The sequence below is a fragment of the Parapedobacter soli genome, from assembly GCF_025460835.1.
GTDB classification, from domain to species: domain Bacteria; phylum Bacteroidota; class Bacteroidia; order Sphingobacteriales; family Sphingobacteriaceae; genus Parapedobacter; species Parapedobacter soli.
The window spans coordinates 1-17708 of the sequence record NZ_JAMXAY010000024.1; the positions used below are offsets into that span (position 1 = coordinate 1).

The window sequence follows — 17708 nt, forward strand, 5'->3', positions numbered from 1 at the left end:
AGCAGGGCCAACATCACCCGGATCACCTTTCAAACCCTGGGGACCAGCAGGGCCAATGGGACCGACTGGGCCAGCAGGGCCAGCATCACCTGGATCACCATTCAAACCCTGGGGACCGGCAGGACCAATGGGACCTACAGGGCCTTCCGGACCGACTGGGCCAGCAGGGCCAACATCACCCGGATCACCCTTCGCGCCTTGAGGGCCAGCCGGACCGCCCTTTCCACCATCGGCGGCATATAGGGCAAAAGGTACACTCATCAGTTGCATGGTGCCCAAGTCGGTGTAACCGCCGTTGTCGACAGCCACTTCCACCTTCACAAACTGGTTAGCATCCTGCCATGGNCTTCGCGCCTTGAGGGCCAGCCGGACCGCCCTTTCCACCATCGGCGGCATATAGGGCAAAAGGTACACTCATCAGTTGCATGGTGCCCAAGTCGGTGTAACCGCCGTTGTCGACAGCCACTTCCACCTTCACAAACTGGTTAGCATCCTGCCATGGAACTTCCGCAAAAGCTCCATGGGAGGCAGAGCCTCTGCCGATCTGCAAGGTGAAAAGCCCCATGGTGTTCGTCTTCACCCGGTGCTCCTCCCGGTATTGCACAACACCGTTGGCCGAACCGCCGATAATGGATATTCGAACGCCGACATCCTTGTCGGCCATCACCGTCCCATCCAAGTTGCGCGCAACCGCTTGGTAGTTAATGCCCGTCAGGCCCGACTGCCCGTAAACCCCCAAGGTTACAAATAGCAGGATTACAGCCGCGTAGTAGGGAAAATACCGCTTCATATACATGTTGTTTCTTTCTGGTTAGTCATTCGGTTTACTGCTCTTCTTTCACATCGCCCTGTGTGGGCGGCGTTTGTGCCGGAGACGCCTCTGCCTTCATCGTTTCAGCGGTCTCATCTGCCGATGATTCCGACGGCAACGTCTCGGCACCCGAGCCTCGTGAAACCAGTGTGGTTTTCATCGTTCTCAGGGTTTCACTTTTTGGCACTGCCGGGGTGTAGTTTTCAAAAATCAGCGCCCGCAACTCCTGTGGCGAATTCGGAGAAACTTCGTGCTTGCGATTAATTGACAGCGTTTGCACCCGATTTACGGCCCCTGCATTGAACTTGATTTCCGTGTTTTTCGTGCCGTCTGCCGATAAGAGTTGCCTGATACGTGCTTCTGAAACATTGCTTTCACCGGTCTGTGCATGCACCTGCATTGCCGAAACCGCCGCCAATACTGCGGTCAACATGGTGTAAATTAGTTGCTTTTTCATATGTTTATTGCTGTTTTTTAGTCCATATCCAATATATTCCCCGGATGGAAACTCAAGGTGAATTTCAATTCATTGCGGGCCGTAAATCGCTGTGCCATCGGGGCGAGGTAGCCGATGTCTATTTGTAAAGATCGCACACGGAAACCCACGCCCGCGGCTAAATGCTGCCGATTGCCTTTTTCAGGGTCCTCGTAAAAATACCCCGTGCGCAGGAAAAACTGCCGGTAATAACAGAACTCCAGCCCACCGGATACGGCGAACTCCGACAGCTCCTCGCGAAAGCCCCCCGGCGCATCAAAAAAAGACGTGAATAATGCCGAAGACACGCTCCGGTCGGGGTCCCGGCCTTTTTCAATCTCGGTTGTCATATTACCCTGCTCGTTTATGCGGTATTGCGGCCGCGAGGGAACCAGCAGCTTGGTGACATCCAGCAAGAGCGTTAGCCGGTTATTTGGGTCGTTATTTAAACCGTAACCAACGCCCATCCGCAGATTCATCGGCAGAAAGCTCTCCTTCGCATTGGTGTAGTTGAGTTTTGTACCCATATTGGTCAGGTTGACACCCCACGCAAAACGCTTGCTGAAATGCCTTGAATTGACGTAGCTCTTCTCTGAGTATACGCCTAGGTCGACCGCAAACGCCCTAGCTTGGTCCATGTCCAGCCCGTTGTAGGTGCCCGAGCCGAGGTTGCTGTGTATATAGCGCGCCGTGAGCGCCATAGCGAAATGCTCGCCCAGTAAGCGCGAATAGCTCGCGTCGATGGAAATCTCGCCCGCATTATAGCGCTGCGACAGGTTTCCTGTATCATCCCTGAAATTGATCTCGCCCATATCGAGGTATTTCACCGAAACCCCGAGCACCTCGCGCCGACTGAGCCGGTGGAAAGCGGTGAGGTAACCCAAATGCTCGTCCTTCACCAGCTGCCGCATCCATGGTGTATAGGAGAAGCTTAATCCCTTCTCGCCGGCAAAATTCAACTTGGCCGCATTGACGAATACCGAATTGGCGTCCGCTAGGAGCCCCGTGCCTGCCTCGGCCACCCCCGTGGTCCGGGCATCCGGGCTCAACAAAAGAAAAGAGGCTCCCGTGGTGATGGTGCCGCGCCCTGTCTGGGCCATTGAAAAAACAGGAAGCAACACAACGAGCATCAGCACACATGCTGATTTGAGGAGAAGGATACTCATGGTCGTCTCGCTTGGGATTATTGGATAACTAATTTTTCCGTATAGGTCCGGTAGCCGGTCCGGATTACCAAATAATACAATCCGGAAGCGTAGTCTCTGAGGGGTAACGTATAGGTAACACGCCCCGCCAGCATTTGGCTCGTTTCGGTCCGCACGACCTGGCCAACATTATTCACGAGCATAAATACCACCCGGCCATCCTGGAGTAGATCAAACTCCAGCTTCGTAAATTCAGCAGCTGGGTTGGGATAAACGATTAAATCCGAAACAAACGGAGCCTCCGGGGCTTTGGTCGGCCCTGCCACCTCAGGTTGCTGGAATCCCTGCGTGAGCAAAAGTCCGCCAACAGTAGCTGTGGCGACTACGGGCTCGCCGATGGAGTATTGGAAAATGGTATAGCCAACCGCAGCGCTGTGACCCGCATTGGCAACAACCTGCCTGACGAGTTCCTGCGGTAAAGCGACAGCGACCCAAAACAAAAAAATCGCACAGGTAAATACTAACGATTTCATAGCGTGGTAGACGTAATTAATGACTTTACGAAACTATGAAAAATATGAATTACAATGTTAGTGTTTTAACAACTAAAATAAAATACCCGATTTGCTCGGCTCTTTCGACCCTCACGGGCAGTAAAATGGAATCTACTTTCCTAGTAAATAAAAATAAAATAGATAAGGGCCATGATAATGATTGCCACGATAACCGCGGCCCAAATCGTATTGCTGGCGGGGCGATCATTAGGCTCATTGATCGCTTCCGGTGATGGTGCCGGGTTTTCCTTATGTACCGCATAGTTCTCTTCTGCTTCCGGCCTGCCATCCTTGTCCGTTCGGTGATTGTGCGTTTCCATAACGTAACCCTTTGATTCCAGTAGTATAACAACCCGCCGAAACGATTGTTTGCTGACACTTCTTTACGCGCCGTTTCTACCGTGCAAATCACAATCTCATTTGTCGAATGCCAAATCTTTTCCTTATCATTGCACATTATAATATTCGGACATGAGATTCATTGTATCTACTTCCATTTTATTAAAACAACTACAAGCCATCAGCGGAGCCTCAAGCAGTAGTACCGTACTGCCGATCTTGGAAAATTTCTTGTTTGAAATCAAGGACAATATATTGACCATCTCGGCTACCGATTTGCAAACCAGCATGGTTACCTCCCTGACTATCGAGGCCAAGGAAGAAGGACGCGTGGCCATGCCTTCCAAAATATTGATCGAGACGCTTAAGACGCTCCCCGACCAGCCAGTAGCTTTTTCTGTCGATACGGCTACCCTGGCTATCGAAATCAGTGCTGGTGACGGTAAATACAAGCTAAGCGGCGAGAATGCCGACGATTTTCCGAAGATCCCCGTTGTTGACAATGCATCTGCGGTAACCCTAACCGCCTCGGTACTGGCTGAAGCCATTAACAAAACGATATTTGCAGTGAGCAATGACGAGCTACGTCCAGCCATGTCGGGTGTGTTGGTACAGTTGGCGGAACAATCCGCCACCTTCGTCGCAACCGATGCCCACAAGCTCGTACGCTACCGCCGCAAAGATATCGGCACCGACAGCCCTACATCGTTGATTTTACCTAAGAAGGCACTATCGTTGTTGAAATCATCTTTGCCCATAGATGACTCTGCCGTCTCTATGGAATATAACAGCACCAATGCCTTTTTCAAGTTTGGCAACATACACCTGATTTGCCGGCTCATCGATGAACGCTACCCCGATTATGAGGCTGTTATTCCGCAGGTCAACCCCAATAAACTGACACTCGATCGGCACATATTCCTCAACTCCTTACGCCGCGTTGTTATTTTTGCCAACAAGACCACACATCAGGTACGGCTGAAGATTTCGGGTAGCGAACTCCATATATCGGCGGAAGACCTCGATTTCTCCAACGAAGCACATGAGCGGCTGAGCTGCCAGTTTGAAGGTGAAGACATGGAAATCGGCTTCAATGCGAAGTTTTTGGTGGAGATGCTAACAAACCTCGATAGCGAGGAAGTGATTATCGAAATGAGCACCCCGAACCGGGCTGGGTTATTGATACCCGCCATATCGGAAGAAGACGAGGATATCCTGATGCTGGTCATGCCCGTCATGTTGAATAATATGGGATAACGGCGTTGGACCTCCTCTATTCTCTGATTGATTTCGTTTTACATATCGACCAGCACTTGGTCGAAATTGTCAACGAGTACCGGACGTGGACCTACCTGATCCTGTTCCTTATCATTTTTATCGAGACCGGTATCGTGGTGATGCCTTTCCTGCCCGGCGACTCCCTGCTATTTGCTGCCGGGATGCTAGCGGCCCAGCCGAATGAGCTAAACGTATGGGTCGTAATCCTTCTTTTGCTCGTGGCAGCAATTGCAGGCGACTCCCTAAACTATTCCATAGGAAAGCGGTTCGGAATGCAGGTAACCAAGTTCAAGCTTTTTGGCAAACAGATCATTAAAGATGAGCAAATCGCAAAGACGCATTCATTTTACGAAAAGTACGGTAGCAAGACCATCGTGATTGCCCGCTTCGTGCCCATTGTCCGGACACTGGCACCATTCGTTGGCGGGATCGGAAGGATGAAATATGGAACTTTTTTAACCTACAACGTGGTCGGCGCATTACTGTGGGTGGTGGGTATTACGCTAGCCGGCTATTTCCTAGGGAATATCCCCCTCATCAGGGATAACTTTTCCAAGGTGGTATTGATAATCATTGTGGTATCCATTATGCCCATCATTTTTGAAGTGATAAAAGAAAAACTCAAAAAAGAGGCATAAGACCAGCCGATACCCAAGAAGTCCAACACGCTTTTATTGCTACCAAAAACTATTTGGTAGGAAAATTATTACTTTTGCACATGATTAAATCCATGACTGGTTATGGCATCGGCACCAGAGACAACCAGAAGGTAAAGTACACCGTCGAACTCAAATCACTCAACTCGAAGTTCCTGGAGCTGAACCTACGGCTTCCAAAGGCCTTTTCAGACAAAGAACTATCGTTACGGGGCGAATGCTCACGCCTGATCGAAAGGGGCAAGGTAAGCCTTACTGTAAGCGTAGAGTACATCGACCAAGCCGCGGGGGCCGCAACCATCAATGCATCCTTGCTTAAGAACTACTACGAGCAACTGGAAACCATCGCCAACGAACTTGGTACCGAAACAAACAATCTTTTTGAACTGGCGCTCAACATGCCGGAGGTAGTAAGTCATAACGAGGATGAGGCCGACGAAGAGGAGGCCGCCCTACTCATGGGCGCTTTCCAAGATGCCGTGGTTCAACTCAACCAATTCCGGGTTGATGAGGGTTCCGTGCTTCAACTCGATCTCGCTAAGCGCACCAGAAGCATCCAGCAACTGCTTGCCGAAGTGGAGGCAACCGAGACTGACCGTATCCCACTCATCCGCGATCGGATAGGCCAGTACCTCGAAGAAGTGGTGGGAAAGGAACAGGTAGACAAAAACCGCTTCGAACAGGAACTGATTTTCTACATCGACAAATTAGATATCACGGAAGAGAAAGTGCGCCTCCGTAGCCACTGCAACTATTTCCTACAGGCACTCGAAGATGAAAATGCAAACGGAAAGAAACTGGGTTTCATCTCGCAGGAAATGGGACGCGAAATCAATACGCTTGGCTCTAAGGCCAACCATGCCGGTATCCAACAGGTAGTGGTACGGATGAAGGAGGAGCTCGAAAAAATCAAGGAACAACTGCTAAACGTACTGTAACCCGCATGGAAGGTAAACTCATAATTTTTTCTGCCCCCTCCGGTGCTGGTAAAACCACCATCGTAAAATACCTGCTGGGTAAGCATCCCGATAAAATCTCTTTTTCCATTTCGGCAAGCACACGGCAAGCCCGCGAAGGTGAAGTGGATGGTAAGGACTATTACTTCATCTCCAAAGAGGATTTCCTACACCGGATTGCCAAAAAAGAATTCATCGAATTTGAGGAAGTCTACTCAGGCACTTTTTACGGCACATTGCGGTCAGAGGTACACCGGATATGGGCTATGGGTAAACAGGTTATCTTCGACATCGACGTAGAGGGCGGTCTTCATCTGAAGCGGAAGTTCAACGAACGGGCGCTGGCCATATTCGTTCAGCCACCCTCGTTAGACGTGCTTGCACAGCGCCTGCGCGGCCGCGGAACCGACAGCGAGGAAAAACTGCATGAGCGCATTGTGAAGGCGGAGAAGGAGCTGGCTTATGCCGAACGGTTTGACGTCATCCTACAAAACGACGACCTAGAAAAAGCGTGCTTAGATGCCGAAAAGCTATTGCTTGATTTTCTCAACGAATCATAAATAAGACGTGTATGCGACACATCGGTTTGTTTTTCGGATCATTCAATCCCATCCACACCGGCCACCTCATCATCGCCAACTACATGGCCAACTACACGGAGCTGGACGAAGTATGGCTGGTGGTAACACCGCATAACCCACTGAAAAAAAAAGACTCGCTGATCAATCAATACGACCGGTTGGAAATGGTAAACCTCGCCATTGAACAGGCTCCCAACATCCGCAGCAGCACCATCGAGTTTTCCCTGCCACAACCTTCCTACACCATCGATACGCTCACTTACTTACGCGAAAAATACCCCAACGACACGTTTGTTCTCATTATGGGATCAGATAACCTAATCTCGCTCCCTAAGTGGAAAAATTATGAGCTCATCCTTCGGGACTACCATATCCTGGTGTATCCGCGGCCGGATTACCAAGGACCCACCGAGTTGTCGGAGCACCCCTCTATCACAGTCACGGACACGCCTTTAATGGAGTTTTCGTCCACCTTCATTCGCAATGCTGTGAAGCAAGGCAAAGACATACGCTACTTCGTGCCTGATAGTGTAAAGGCATTCATTGAAAGCAAGGGGTTGTATAGGTAACTACCTCGCCATCCAGCCACCATCCACAGTCAACACCGTTCCGTGTACATAGTTAGCTGCCTCAGATGCCAGGAACACCGCAGGGCCTTTAAAGTCGTCGGGCTGGCCCCAGCGACCGGCAGGAATACGCTCCAAAATCGCGCGGCTCCGGTCCGGATCGTTCCGCAGTGCTTCCGTATTGTCCGTAGCGATATAACCCGGAGCTATCGCATTTACATTTACGCCTTTTGAGGCCCATTCGTTTGCAAAGGCTTTGGTAAGCTGCCCAATGGCTCCTTTGGATGCGGCATAGCCCGGTACATTGATACCGCCTTGAAAGGTAAGCAATGATGCCGTGAATATGATTTTTCCGCTGCCACGGGCTATCATGTCTTTACCGATTTCGCGGGTAAGGATAAACTGTGCATTCTGGTTGATCTCAATAACCTGGTCCCAATACTCATCGGGGTGGTCGGCGGCGGGCTTACGCAAGATAGTGCCCGCATTGTTAAATAAAATATCTATCTGGGTATGGTCGGCCTTCACCTGCTCAATAAATGCGTAAAGGGATTTCCTGTTGTTGAAATCAGCTTGGTATGCATAAAAGCGGCGGCCAGTAGCTTCCACGGCGGTGGCTACGTCGCTTCCTTGTAACTCCAGCGAAGCCGATACCCCGACTACATCCGCTCCAGCTTCTGCCAGTGCCTCTGCAATCGCTTTACCGATACCTCTCTTGCAGCCGGTCACCAACGCCACCTTCCCTGTCAAATCGAATCTATTCATTGTCATTCTTATGAATCTAGTTAGATGATACAATCACTTTATTTCAACGCTCAGCGGCGAAGTTTCTTTTTCTTTTGCCGCGCGCAGGTATGCAAACCAACCGGCAGCATCGGTGATTTTACCCGCCCGGTCCCACGCACCCCCATTGTAATACACAAGGGGCTCACCGGCTGTCGCCGTAACCACCATCAGGTACTGTTCGGGCGTCTCCACGAGCCGCTCAAACTGGCCGTCCGCAAGCACGACCCCGACCCCGGTTGTACCGTGCTTTTCGCTCTCGGGCTCCCAATAACCAAATATCCCGGAACCCTGTTCGTTCGATATCTTACCTTCATCTTCCCGCCGGGCGACACCAATAGCAACCGGAATCGTCCCGCCACCGTCGACCTTATAAACCACTTCCACGCGGTTCACCTGTGACCCCACATCCAAGGTATACCGTTTACTTACCGACACCGACTTTCCGCCAACCTGCCAAGGCTCGTAATCCAGCTGGAACGTAGTGCGCAGGGGGCCGTTATCCAGCACTTCGTAACCTCGGTAGTGCTTAGAATAAATAACCTCGTCGCCCTCCAGAGGAGCAATGTCGCCCGCTCCCAGCGTCATACCCACTGAATAGTAGTCCATGCCCTCGCCATGGTCGGTATGGTAATCGCCATGGGCATACCATTTATCCACAACCAAATCGGTGGTCCGCTTTGACCACAGGTCGATACCTTGTGCGTCGTCGGGCCGCCCTTCGAGTGCTTTCCCATACATCCGGAAAGCAACCACATCATTCTCCCATGCAAAATCATCGTAACGCTCGGGCACATAGCGCGCAAATGTTTTCGCTGCCACTGCCTTCGGTGCCGATTTCTCCACTGCCAGCTTTATTTCACCCGAAGCGGGCACCGCAACATAAAGCAGCACATTTTGTGGGGTCCCGGCTCCACCGCTCTCCAGTTGGTGGGGAATTTCCTCGCCACTCGCCACGTCTAACACCCGGAATATGCTATCCTGCCCAAAAGCGTTTACAAACTCCGCATAAGGAACAGCAACAACCTCATGCCGCTCAATTGCTAAGGGGTTGTTTACGACGATAGATTTTGATTGCTCTCTGCCTCCACAGGCCATCGACAAGGCAGCCAGGGGCAACGCGCTGAAAAAATTTAACCAATTCATAGCCATTGCTTTATAGACTATTTCAAATCCGTAATCGCGCACCCGTCCATGTCACCGTAATCCATGTTTTCGCCCGCCATGCCCCAGATGAATGTATAATTGCTGGTTCCCGCCCCCGCATGAACAGACCAAGGGGGCGAAATTACCGCTTGTTCGTTTTGCATCCAGATATGGCGTGTTTCCTGGGGCTGGCCCATGAAGTGGCTTACAGACTGCCCTTCGGGTACCTCCAAATAAAAATAAACCTCCATGCGGCGGTCGTGGGTATGGGCCGGCATCGTGTTCCAAACACTACCGGTTTTTAGTTCTGTCATACCCATCTGCAATTGGCAGGTCTCAACCACATCGGCCACCAATAATTTGTTGATAACACGGTGGTTAGCGGTTTCCAAACTGCCGAGCTCTACCACTTGTGCCTCTGCCTTGGTTATCTTCTTGGTAGGGTAGGCATGGTGTGCTGGAGCCGAGTTCAGGTAAAACTTGGCCGGATTGGCTGGATCGTCACTCGCAAACACCACCTCCTCGTTGCCCTTGCCCACATACAATGCTTCCTTGAATGCAAGCGTATAAACAGTTCCGTCAACAGTTACCGACCCGCTTCCCCCAACATTGATGATGCCCAGCTCGCGCCGTTCGAGAAAATACGGGGCTTTCAGTGCGTCAATGGTTTCCAATTTAATCGACTTGCTCACCGGTTTCGCTCCTCCCGCAATGTAACGGTCGTAATGGGTATATACTAATTGGATTTCATCGGCGGCAAAGACTTTTTCAATCAAGAAATTGCTCCGCAATTCGTCGGTATCCATTTGTTTTGTTTCAATAGGTCCCAGTGCATAACGGGATTCATAATGTACGCTCATAGCTGCCTTAATTTATAAATTTATATCTCTTGCTTTATACTGACATTACAGAAACGGCTAAGATAAGGACATTCCACAAAGAATGCAAACGTTTACACGACTAGCGGAAAAACTTAATCCCGACCGTCTTGGTTGCCCCCATTCACAAATCAAACTTGATCCCCTGTGCCAAAGGAAGTGCATCTGAATAATTTATCGTACTTGTTTGCCTCCTCATATAGGCCCTCCAAGCATCCGACCCCGATTCACGGCCCCCTCCGGTTTCCTTTTCGCCTCCAAAAGCTCCACCGATTTCCGCGCCCGACGTGCCGATATTCACATTGGCAATACCACAGTCTGAGCCTGCCACCGAAAGGAACCTTTCGGCTTCACGCAGATCAAGCGTCATGATGGCAGAAGAGAGCCCTTGGGGCACTTCGTTATGTATCCTGATCGCTTCATCTATCGTTGTGTATTTCATCATGTAAAGAATGGGGGCAAACGTTTCCGTTTGCAGGATCGCCATGTCTGGCGAAACTTCCGCAATGCACGGTCTGACATAGCATCCCGATTCATACCCATCTCCTTGCAGCACCCCTCCTGCCACAATAAAATGCCCTCCTTGGTCCTTGCATGCGGCTAACGCCGCCTCATAATTCGCCACCGCCTCACGATCAATCAACGGCCCTACGTGATTTTTCTCATCCAAGGGATTGCCCACGCGCAGCTGTTCGTATGCACGCATTAGCTTGGTTTTGAACGTGTCATATACTTCCTCGTGGATGATCAACCGCCGTGTGGTCGTACACCGCTGGCCTGCCGTACCCACCGCGCCGAATACAGCCGCCGGGAGTGCGATGTTGAGGTCGGCATGTTCAGTGACGATAATGGCGTTATTGCCTCCGAGCTCCAAGATACTTTTTCCCAGCCGTGAAGCTACCGCTGCCGCAACCGATCGACCCATCCGGGTTGAACCAGTAGCAGAGACCAGTGCTATCCGGCGGTCTCCAGCCAGCCGCTCGCCAAGCGTACGGTCACCCTGTACCAAACAGGAAACCCCTTCGGGAGCACCATTCCGCGCTAGTACTGCCCCGATGAGTTGTTGGCATACCGCCGCAGTAACCGGGGTTTTTTCTGATGGTTTCCAGACACATACATTGCCACATACCCAGGCGATGGCTGCATTCCAGCTCCATACCGCCACAGGAAAGTTGAATGCTGAAATAATACCAACCACCCCCACCGGATGCCACTGCTCGTACATCCGGTGGCCTGGGCGCTCCGACTGCATCGTTACCCCATACAGCTGCCGGCTCAATCCGGTAGCGAAATCGCAGATATCGATCATTTCCTGTACTTCACCTAGCCCCTCCTGGAGGCTCTTGCCCATTTCATAAGAAACCAGCGTGCCCAGGTCGTGCTTATGCTTACGCAGCTCGTCACCAAACTGCCTCACGATCTCCCCACGGCGTGGTGACGGGATATCGCGCCATGCTGAAAAAGCGGTGGCGGCCCGATCTACGACGCTATCGAATGCTTCTGGAGTGGTTTGCCCCACCGATGCGATTCGCCGCCCATCCACCGGCGAGTTGCTCTCGATGATACCGCCGTCCGCCATACCTGATACCTTTCCCGTACTCCAAGCCGGATTAACAGTCGCTATTGATAAACGCTTAAATATCTCCGAAAGGTCGGTGTGGTTTTTCATGTTTACTTGGTTTTATCTGACGACGTCCGAATAACCCAAAGATACACTTTTCGAATTGGATTCCGTATCTTTGCAGTGTTATTTGGATTCCACATAGTGGATAAAGAGCAAGAGAACACATCCAGGGCATCATGAGTGGCACTGGTTTATTGACAAGCGAAGCTGTTTTAATTGATTGATTATCTAAGGGTTTTGACAAGGACATATGTTTTGTTGAAAACTTATGTCAACAATATTGGGTGGTAAGCCCTATTTTGTTGTCATCAAAAGTGCAGCTTCGGTAAAGTGATGCGCCTAGTGTTAGTTCTTAGACAAGGAGTATAGATGGAAGACGATTTCGAATATGGGCCCGCCGAAGATCCTAAGCTCTCGGTGGAACGTTACGAAGAAATGATCCGCAATAAGGATCAATATTTTTTTGACACGCAGGCGTTTGAGGGGATCATTGACTACTATATGGACAAGAATGATCCGATCAAAGCACTGCAGGTTGTTGATTACGCGGTGAGCCAACACCCGTTTGCCGTTGTGTTTTACCTCAAGCAAGCCCAGCTGTTTGCCGCGACCAACCAGTTTGCGCACGCGCTCAACGCCTTGGACAAAGCCGAGACACTCGAACCGTCAGAAGGCGATATCTACCTGATCAAGGGCGGTATATTGGGCTCCGTGGAGCGTTATGACGAAGCGTTTCAAAACCTCAATAAGGCTTTGGACCTCGCTGAGAATCCCGAAGACGTCTATTTGCAGATTGCTTTGTTGTACCAAAATAAGGGCAACTACGAAAAAGCCATCGAATACCTCAAGCACAGCCTTGAGCAAAATATGGAAAACCAGGATGCCCTGTATGAGCTAGCTTTCTGTTACGATGTGCTGGACAGACAGGAAGAGAGCATCGCTTTCTACAAACAATACATCGACAATGACCCGTACTCATATGCGGGGTGGTATAACCTCGGCAACGCGTATCATAAGCTAAACCGCTACGAAGAAGCCATCGATGCGTACGATTATGCCATACTCATCAAAGACAATTTTGCCTCGGCTTATTTCAACAAGGGAAATGCGCTGGTAAATCTCGAGAAATACAGCGAAGCCATCGAAGTATACCGGCAAACGTTCGAGTACGAACCGCCTGGTGCGGAGACCTATTGCGCCATCGGCGAATGCTATGAGAAGCTGGAACAGATGGATGAAGCCCGGTCGTACTACAAGAAAGCCGTCAAAATAGACGCTACGCTAGCCGATGCGTGGTTTGGGATTGGCGTCACGCTGGACTATGAGGAGCGGTATTTCGAATCGCTCCACTTCTATAAGAAAGCGCTTGACCTTGAACAGGACAATCCGGATTACTGGTTTGCAATTGCGGATGCTCGGTACAAGCTGAAACAATTCGATGAAGCCGAAGCGGCTTATGAGAAAGTCGTGGAGCTCAACCCCATCGATCTGGAAGCTTGGCTGGATTATTCCTCGGTCCTCTACGAGCGCAACAAACTGGAACGTGCTATCGAGACCATCGCCGAAGCTATCAAAAACAACCCGGACGGTGCGGAGCTATACTATCGTATGGTTGCTTACCTCATTGCTGCCGGCAGGTATAACGAAGCCTTGAACTACCTCGAACTGGGGCTTGGGGCAGACCCCATCAAGCATGCTGTATTGTTCGAATATCTACCACAGCTTCGCGACAACAGAGCCATAACGGAAGTGATTAGGAAGTACATGCCGTAGCACAGTTTCCAAGGCATGGTCAGCCGATATAACAGTCACCCACAGGTGTGTATTTCAGAAAATTTTCAGATTTTTTCTGGTTATTTGCCCGTAATATTCCATTTTCGCCATTAACAACAATTAAAAAAACAGATGAATTTTCAGCTGAATAATGTTCCTTCACGAACGCAAAAGCCTAGAAATAACGGGTTAACCATGGTCATGGATAAAGGGCTCAGCGTACGCCAAGCGGAAGATCTCATGGCTGTAGGTGCTGCATATATCGATTTCGTGAAGCTGGGGTGGACCACCGCCTATATCATCCCGCAACTGGAGGAGAAGCTGGCCGTCTATCGTGAAGCGGGTGTCCACCCTTATTTTGGCGGCACCCTGTTCGAGGCGTTCGTCGTCCGGAACCAGTTCGACGACTTCCTCCGTGTACTGGAAAAATATGGGATGGAACACGCTGAGGTGTCGGATGGGTCAATCTCGTTGCCCCATGAAGAAAAGTGCGAATACATTGCTACTGTCGCCAAGCATGCCACGGTTATTTCAGAAGTCGGGTCGAAAGACAATACCAAGATCATGGCCCCATACAAATGGATTTCGCTGATGAAAGCCGAGCTGGAAGCCGGTACGTGGCGCCTTATCGCCGAATCGCGCGAGAGCGGTAACGTTGGCCTATACCGCGAATCGGGCGAAGTGAGGCAAGGCCTTGTTGACGAAATCCTTAACGAAATTCCCAATGAAAAAATCATCTGGGAGGCCCCCCTCAAAGCACAGCAGGTATATTTCATCAATCTCGTAGGACCCAATGTAAACTTGGGCAATATCAGTACAAACGAAATAATTGCCCTCGAAACCACCCGCATGGGGCTCCGGGGCGATACATTCCATAATTTTATCTGACGATGAAAAGATTTGGGCTGATCGGTTTCCCGCTTGGACACTCCTTTTCCAAGAAATACTACGACGCAAAGATCGAACGGGAGCAAATCACAGACATCGATTACAAGTTATACCCGATTCCCGTAATAACCGATTTTGTCGGTTTAATCGAAAACGACCACGAGTTGATGGGCGTCAATGTGACCATCCCCTACAAAATCGCAGTGATGGATTACTTAGACGGGCTATCGCCGGAAGCCGAAGCTGTCGCTGCCGTGAATTGTATCCGGATTGAGCGCAAAGGCAGTAAGTCCATGCTCATTGGCTACAATACCGATGTCTACGGCTTCCGGGAATCACTGAAGCCCTTGCTTAAGCCCCACCATGATGCTGCACTCATACTCGGCAACGGCGGTGCCGCAAAAGCGGTCTCCTTCGCGCTAGGCCAACTCGGTATCGCCCACACTATTGTCTCAAGGTCGCCCCAGAAAGGGCAGCTCAACTATTCGCAACTAAACGCCGCGGTAATCGGTATCCACCCACTCATCATCAATACGACCCCATTGGGCACCTATCCGGATGTGACAAGCCACCCCGGTATCCCTTATGGTCTGTTGGGGGACCGCCATTTGCTTTACGACCTGGTATACAACCCACCGGAAACCGAATTCCTCAAACGGGGAAAAGCCGTGGGTGCGGATACCAAGAACGGACTGGAAATGCTCGAACTGCAAGCTGAGCGCAACTGGGAGATATGGAACACCACTGGATGAAAACCCTGGCCACCATAGCCCTGGGCCTTTTCGTTGCAGCCCTTTCTTGGAGCTGCCAACAGCGTTATTCTCCCAAACCGCGCGGATATTTCCGCATCGAGTTTCCCGAAAAGGGATATATGCCCCTTTCCACCGACTGCCCCTATGCCTTTAACATCCCCCAATACGCCGAAATGGAGCCCGACCGCTCTGCAGATGCACAGCCCTGTTGGGTGGATGTACACTTTTCGCAATTCAATGCCCGCATCCACCTCAGCTACATGCCCATATCCGGGCAGGCAAACTTCAATGAGCTGGTGGAAGATGCCCGAACGTTCGCGTTCAACCATACGGTCAAAGCAACAGCTATCGATCAACAGCGGATCATCCGTCCGGAAGCCCGGGTTTACGGGCTGAAATACGAAATCAGCGGCAATACCGCCTCGAATATCCAGTTTTTCGTTACCGACAGCACGCGGCATTACCTGCGGGGAGCATTGTATTTCCACGAAAAGCCCCGACTGGACTCGATACAGCCGGTATTGGAGTTCCTCAAAGCCGATATCGATACGCTGATCAGCTCCCTCCGGTGGAAATAGAACGCAAAAAACCTACCTTTGCTGTATGATCCGCATCAAATCATTCGTTTGTAACCCCTACCAGGAGAATACCTACGTATTATATGACGACACGGGGGCCGCGGCCATCGTCGACCCTGGCATGTATGGCCCGCAGGAGGAAAAGGCGTTTGTTGATTTCATACATGCGGAGGGCCTGGCCCCCACGCTGCTGCTCAACACACACTGCCACATTGACCACGTGCTGGGCAACCGCTACGTATACGACACCTACGGCCTCCTACCCCAATTCCACGCGGGTGAGTTGCCCTTGCTGGTGGAGGTACAGAATTATGCCCCGCAGATGGGCATACGTTATGATGTATCGCCCATCGCCGAAACATTCCTGCCGGCCACTGGCTCCGTCACCTTCGGTAAGCAGGAGCTAACGCTCATCTTCGCGCCCGGCCATTCGCCAGCACACCTGTGTTTCTATAGCAAAGCTGAAGGGTTCCTTATCGGGGGCGATGTGCTTTTCCGGAACAGCATCGGCCGCACCGACCTGCCGGGAGGCAACCACCAGCAGTTGCTGGATAGCATCGCACAGCAGCTCTACGTGCTGCCGGAAGACACCGTCGTGTACCCGGGTCACGGACCCGAGACCACAATCGGCCACGAAAAGAAAACCAATCCGTTTATTAGGGGCTAGCCTATGAACACCGCACTGTACTTCGCCAAGCGTTACCTGTTCTCCAAAAAAACCGTCAATGCCGTCAACATCATCTCAGGCATCAGTGTAGTGGGCGTATTGGTAAGCAGTGCTTCACTCATCATCATCCTGTCGTTTTACAACGGGTTGGAAAAGTTGATTTTCTCCATGTACAGTGCATTCACGCCGGAGCTCCGGATCGAGCCCGTCATGGGTAAGGGATTTGTGGCCGATTCGGCACTCATCCAGCGGTTGAAAACCCTTACCGATGTGAGCAGCTACCGCGAGGTGCTGCAGGAGCGCGTACTGTTACGCTATGGCGACGCACAATACATTGCTACCGTCAAGGGGATAACGACGGAGGGCACGGCGCCACAACACATGGATACGCTGCTGCAGGGCGGGCATTTCACGTTGCACCATGGCGACGAGGACTATGCTGTGATGGGCGCGCGGGTACAGGGCATGCTAGGGGTTGCACTGGGCGACGAGTCGCGCCACATCGAAGTGTTTTCTCCACGCAAGGGGGCACGGGTCGGCATCAATCCGGCCGATGAATTCAACATGCGGACCATCCGGCCCGGGGGGGTGCTTCAGTACAACCCTGAGTTCGACGACCTCCTCATCGTACCCATGGCCTTCGCGCGGGAGGTCGTGGGCGAGTATTCACAGATATCCGCCATGGAAATCAACGTCGTGCCCGGCCGCGATATCCCTGCCGTGCAGCGGGAGCTTTCTGCGGCGCTGGGCGATAATTACGTCGTAAAAAACCGCGAACAGCAGAACCCCACATTATACAAGATCGTCCGCACCGAAAAATGGGCCGTTTTCATCATCATCGCTTTTACGGGCATCATCGCGCTCTTCAACATCGTGGGCTCGTTGACGATGCTGGTTATCGATAAAAAGAAAGACATCTCGGTATTGATGGGTTTAGGTGCAAACGATTCGCTCATCCGGCGCATCTTTTTCTACGAGGGCCTGCTCATCTCGCTTATCGGCTGCCTAGCCGGGTTGGTGCTGGGCTTTCTTTTCTGTGTGTCGCAGCAGGCTCTCGGCTGGATCCGGTTTGGCGAAGGGGAGAATCTGGTTACCGATGTCTATCCCGTGGATATCAGGTTTAGCGACTTCCTGCTGGTTTTCCTTACGGTGTTTGCCATATCGGCATTGATCTCGGTGGTTTCATCACGCCTCAGCGTAAAGCAGACGGTGCGATTGTCGTGAAGCATAAAAGGTTTTAACTGCTATCAAAGAGGCT

Annotated in this window: 19 protein-coding genes; 11 read left to right on the forward strand and 8 right to left on the reverse strand. The window is 51.3% G+C overall.

All coding sequences use genetic code 11. From position 1 onward, the window contains the following. Positions 1-824: 824 nt before the first annotated feature. The 4 genes from NGM62_RS11475 to NGM62_RS11490 all read right to left on the reverse strand — a co-directional run bounded on the left by NGM62_RS11475 (position 825) and on the right by NGM62_RS11490 (position 3305). Positions 825-1268 (reverse strand): hypothetical protein, encoded by a 444-nt coding sequence (locus NGM62_RS11475; protein WP_262248093.1) that lies wholly within the window; start codon positions 1266-1268, stop codon positions 825-827. A 17-nt stretch (positions 1269-1285) separates the two neighbouring features. Beyond that, positions 1286-2452 (reverse strand): type IX secretion system outer membrane channel protein PorV, encoded by a 1167-nt coding sequence (porV, locus tag NGM62_RS11480; RefSeq protein WP_262248094.1) that lies wholly within the window; start codon positions 2450-2452, stop codon positions 1286-1288. Positions 2453-2469: 17 nt separating this feature from the next. After that, positions 2470-2964 carry a T9SS type A sorting domain-containing protein gene (locus NGM62_RS11485; protein ID WP_262248096.1) on the reverse strand — a complete coding sequence of 165 codons (495 nt, stop codon included), beginning with the start codon at positions 2962-2964 and terminating at the stop codon, positions 2470-2472. A gap of 140 nt (positions 2965-3104) precedes the next feature. After that, complete coding sequence (locus NGM62_RS11490) at positions 3105-3305, reverse strand: hypothetical protein (protein ID WP_262248098.1); 201 nt, start codon at positions 3303-3305, stop codon at positions 3105-3107. Positions 3306-3456: 151 nt separating this feature from the next. On the opposite strand from NGM62_RS11490, the gene dnaN reads away from it, so the two are divergent. The 5 genes from dnaN to nadD all read left to right on the forward strand — a co-directional run bounded on the left by dnaN (position 3457) and on the right by nadD (position 7364). Beyond that, positions 3457-4581, forward strand: a complete 1125-nt coding sequence (gene dnaN / locus NGM62_RS11495; RefSeq protein ID WP_262248099.1) for a DNA polymerase III subunit beta — start codon at positions 3457-3459, stop codon at positions 4579-4581. A 5-nt stretch (positions 4582-4586) separates the two neighbouring features. Continuing rightward, the gene (locus NGM62_RS11500; protein ID WP_262248101.1) at positions 4587-5240 is read left to right on the forward strand and encodes a DedA family protein; all 654 of its coding nucleotides are present in this window, start codon (positions 4587-4589) and stop codon (positions 5238-5240) included. Between the two features lie 80 nt (positions 5241-5320). Then, a complete protein-coding gene (locus NGM62_RS11505) occupies positions 5321-6196 on the forward strand; it encodes a YicC/YloC family endoribonuclease (RefSeq protein WP_262248102.1) in 876 nt (291 codons plus the stop codon). Positions 6197-6201: 5 nt separating this feature from the next. After that, positions 6202-6774: a guanylate kinase gene (gene gmk / locus NGM62_RS11510; protein WP_262248103.1), complete on the forward strand. Its 573-nt coding sequence runs from the start codon at positions 6202-6204 to the stop codon at positions 6772-6774. An 11-nt stretch (positions 6775-6785) separates the two neighbouring features. Next, positions 6786-7364: a nicotinate (nicotinamide) nucleotide adenylyltransferase gene (gene nadD, locus NGM62_RS11515; RefSeq protein WP_262248104.1), complete on the forward strand. Its 579-nt coding sequence runs from the start codon at positions 6786-6788 to the stop codon at positions 7362-7364. On the opposite strand, the gene NGM62_RS11520 is transcribed toward nadD, so the two are convergent. The 4 genes from NGM62_RS11520 to amaB form a co-directional block, all read right to left on the reverse strand. Further along, the gene (locus NGM62_RS11520) at positions 7365-8126 is read right to left on the reverse strand and encodes an SDR family oxidoreductase (RefSeq protein ID WP_390937141.1); all 762 of its coding nucleotides are present in this window, start codon (positions 8124-8126) and stop codon (positions 7365-7367) included. A gap of 33 nt (positions 8127-8159) precedes the next feature. Continuing rightward, on the reverse strand, positions 8160-9290 hold the full coding sequence (locus tag NGM62_RS11525) for a DUF4861 domain-containing protein (RefSeq protein ID WP_262248106.1): 1131 nt from the start codon (positions 9288-9290) through the stop codon (positions 8160-8162). A gap of 17 nt (positions 9291-9307) precedes the next feature. Continuing rightward, a complete protein-coding gene (gene kduI, locus NGM62_RS11530) occupies positions 9308-10150 on the reverse strand; it encodes a 5-dehydro-4-deoxy-D-glucuronate isomerase (RefSeq protein WP_262248107.1) in 843 nt (280 codons plus the stop codon). Positions 10151-10292: 142 nt separating this feature from the next. Further along, complete coding sequence (gene amaB, locus NGM62_RS11535) at positions 10293-11837, reverse strand: L-piperidine-6-carboxylate dehydrogenase (RefSeq protein WP_262248108.1); 1545 nt, start codon at positions 11835-11837, stop codon at positions 10293-10295. 324 nt (positions 11838-12161) lie between these two features. Between amaB and NGM62_RS11540 the strand changes: the two genes are divergently transcribed. From NGM62_RS11540 to NGM62_RS11565, 6 genes are all read left to right on the forward strand, one after another. Next, positions 12162-13565 (forward strand): tetratricopeptide repeat protein, encoded by a 1404-nt coding sequence (locus NGM62_RS11540; RefSeq protein ID WP_262248110.1) that lies wholly within the window; start codon positions 12162-12164, stop codon positions 13563-13565. Positions 13566-13697: 132 nt separating this feature from the next. Continuing rightward, on the forward strand, positions 13698-14453 hold the full coding sequence (locus NGM62_RS11545; RefSeq protein WP_262248111.1) for a phosphosulfolactate synthase: 756 nt from the start codon (positions 13698-13700) through the stop codon (positions 14451-14453). 2 nt (positions 14454-14455) lie between these two features. Beyond that, entirely contained in the window at positions 14456-15205 is a 750-nt protein-coding gene (locus NGM62_RS11550; RefSeq protein ID WP_262248113.1) for a shikimate dehydrogenase family protein, read from the forward strand. After that, positions 15202-15783, forward strand: a complete 582-nt coding sequence (gldD, locus tag NGM62_RS11555; RefSeq protein ID WP_449301313.1) for a gliding motility lipoprotein GldD — start codon at positions 15202-15204, stop codon at positions 15781-15783. The genes NGM62_RS11550 and gldD overlap by 4 nt, the downstream gene beginning before the upstream one ends. Before the next feature lie 25 nt (positions 15784-15808). Continuing rightward, positions 15809-16450: an MBL fold metallo-hydrolase gene (locus NGM62_RS11560; RefSeq protein ID WP_262248116.1), complete on the forward strand. Its 642-nt coding sequence runs from the start codon at positions 15809-15811 to the stop codon at positions 16448-16450. 3 nt (positions 16451-16453) lie between these two features. Next, positions 16454-17674, forward strand: coding sequence for an FtsX-like permease family protein (locus tag NGM62_RS11565; RefSeq protein WP_262248118.1), 1221 nt, complete (start codon positions 16454-16456; stop codon positions 17672-17674). Positions 17675-17708: the final 34 nt, after the last annotated feature.

Coding starts and splice junctions, on each gene's coding strand:
- NGM62_RS11490 (WP_262248098.1), bottom strand. CDS start 3,305: ATGGAAACGCACAATCACCGAACGGACAAGGATGGCAGGCCGGAAGCA.
- NGM62_RS11565 (WP_262248118.1), top strand. CDS start 16,454: ATGAACACCGCACTGTACTTCGCCAAGCGTTACCTGTTCTCCAAAAAA.
- NGM62_RS11520 (WP_390937141.1), bottom strand. CDS start 8,126: ATGAATAGATTCGATTTGACAGGGAAGGTGGCGTTGGTGACCGGCTGC.
- amaB (WP_262248108.1), bottom strand. CDS start 11,837: ATGAAAAACCACACCGACCTTTCGGAGATATTTAAGCGTTTATCAATA.
- gldD (WP_449301313.1), top strand. CDS start 15,202: ATGAAAACCCTGGCCACCATAGCCCTGGGCCTTTTCGTTGCAGCCCTT.
- NGM62_RS11560 (WP_262248116.1), top strand. CDS start 15,809: ATGATCCGCATCAAATCATTCGTTTGTAACCCCTACCAGGAGAATACC.
- gmk (WP_262248103.1), top strand. CDS start 6,202: ATGGAAGGTAAACTCATAATTTTTTCTGCCCCCTCCGGTGCTGGTAAA.
- NGM62_RS11475 (WP_262248093.1), bottom strand. CDS start 1,268: ATGAAAAAGCAACTAATTTACACCATGTTGACCGCAGTATTGGCGGCG.
- NGM62_RS11550 (WP_262248113.1), top strand. CDS start 14,456: ATGAAAAGATTTGGGCTGATCGGTTTCCCGCTTGGACACTCCTTTTCC.
- kduI (WP_262248107.1), bottom strand. CDS start 10,150: ATGAGCGTACATTATGAATCCCGTTATGCACTGGGACCTATTGAAACA.
- NGM62_RS11540 (WP_262248110.1), top strand. CDS start 12,162: ATGGAAGACGATTTCGAATATGGGCCCGCCGAAGATCCTAAGCTCTCG.
- nadD (WP_262248104.1), top strand. CDS start 6,786: ATGCGACACATCGGTTTGTTTTTCGGATCATTCAATCCCATCCACACC.
- NGM62_RS11485 (WP_262248096.1), bottom strand. CDS start 2,964: ATGAAATCGTTAGTATTTACCTGTGCGATTTTTTTGTTTTGGGTCGCT.
- NGM62_RS11505 (WP_262248102.1), top strand. CDS start 5,321: ATGATTAAATCCATGACTGGTTATGGCATCGGCACCAGAGACAACCAG.
- NGM62_RS11545 (WP_262248111.1), top strand. CDS start 13,698: ATGAATTTTCAGCTGAATAATGTTCCTTCACGAACGCAAAAGCCTAGA.
- NGM62_RS11525 (WP_262248106.1), bottom strand. CDS start 9,290: ATGAATTGGTTAAATTTTTTCAGCGCGTTGCCCCTGGCTGCCTTGTCG.
- dnaN (WP_262248099.1), top strand. CDS start 3,457: ATGAGATTCATTGTATCTACTTCCATTTTATTAAAACAACTACAAGCC.
- porV (WP_262248094.1), bottom strand. CDS start 2,452: ATGAGTATCCTTCTCCTCAAATCAGCATGTGTGCTGATGCTCGTTGTG.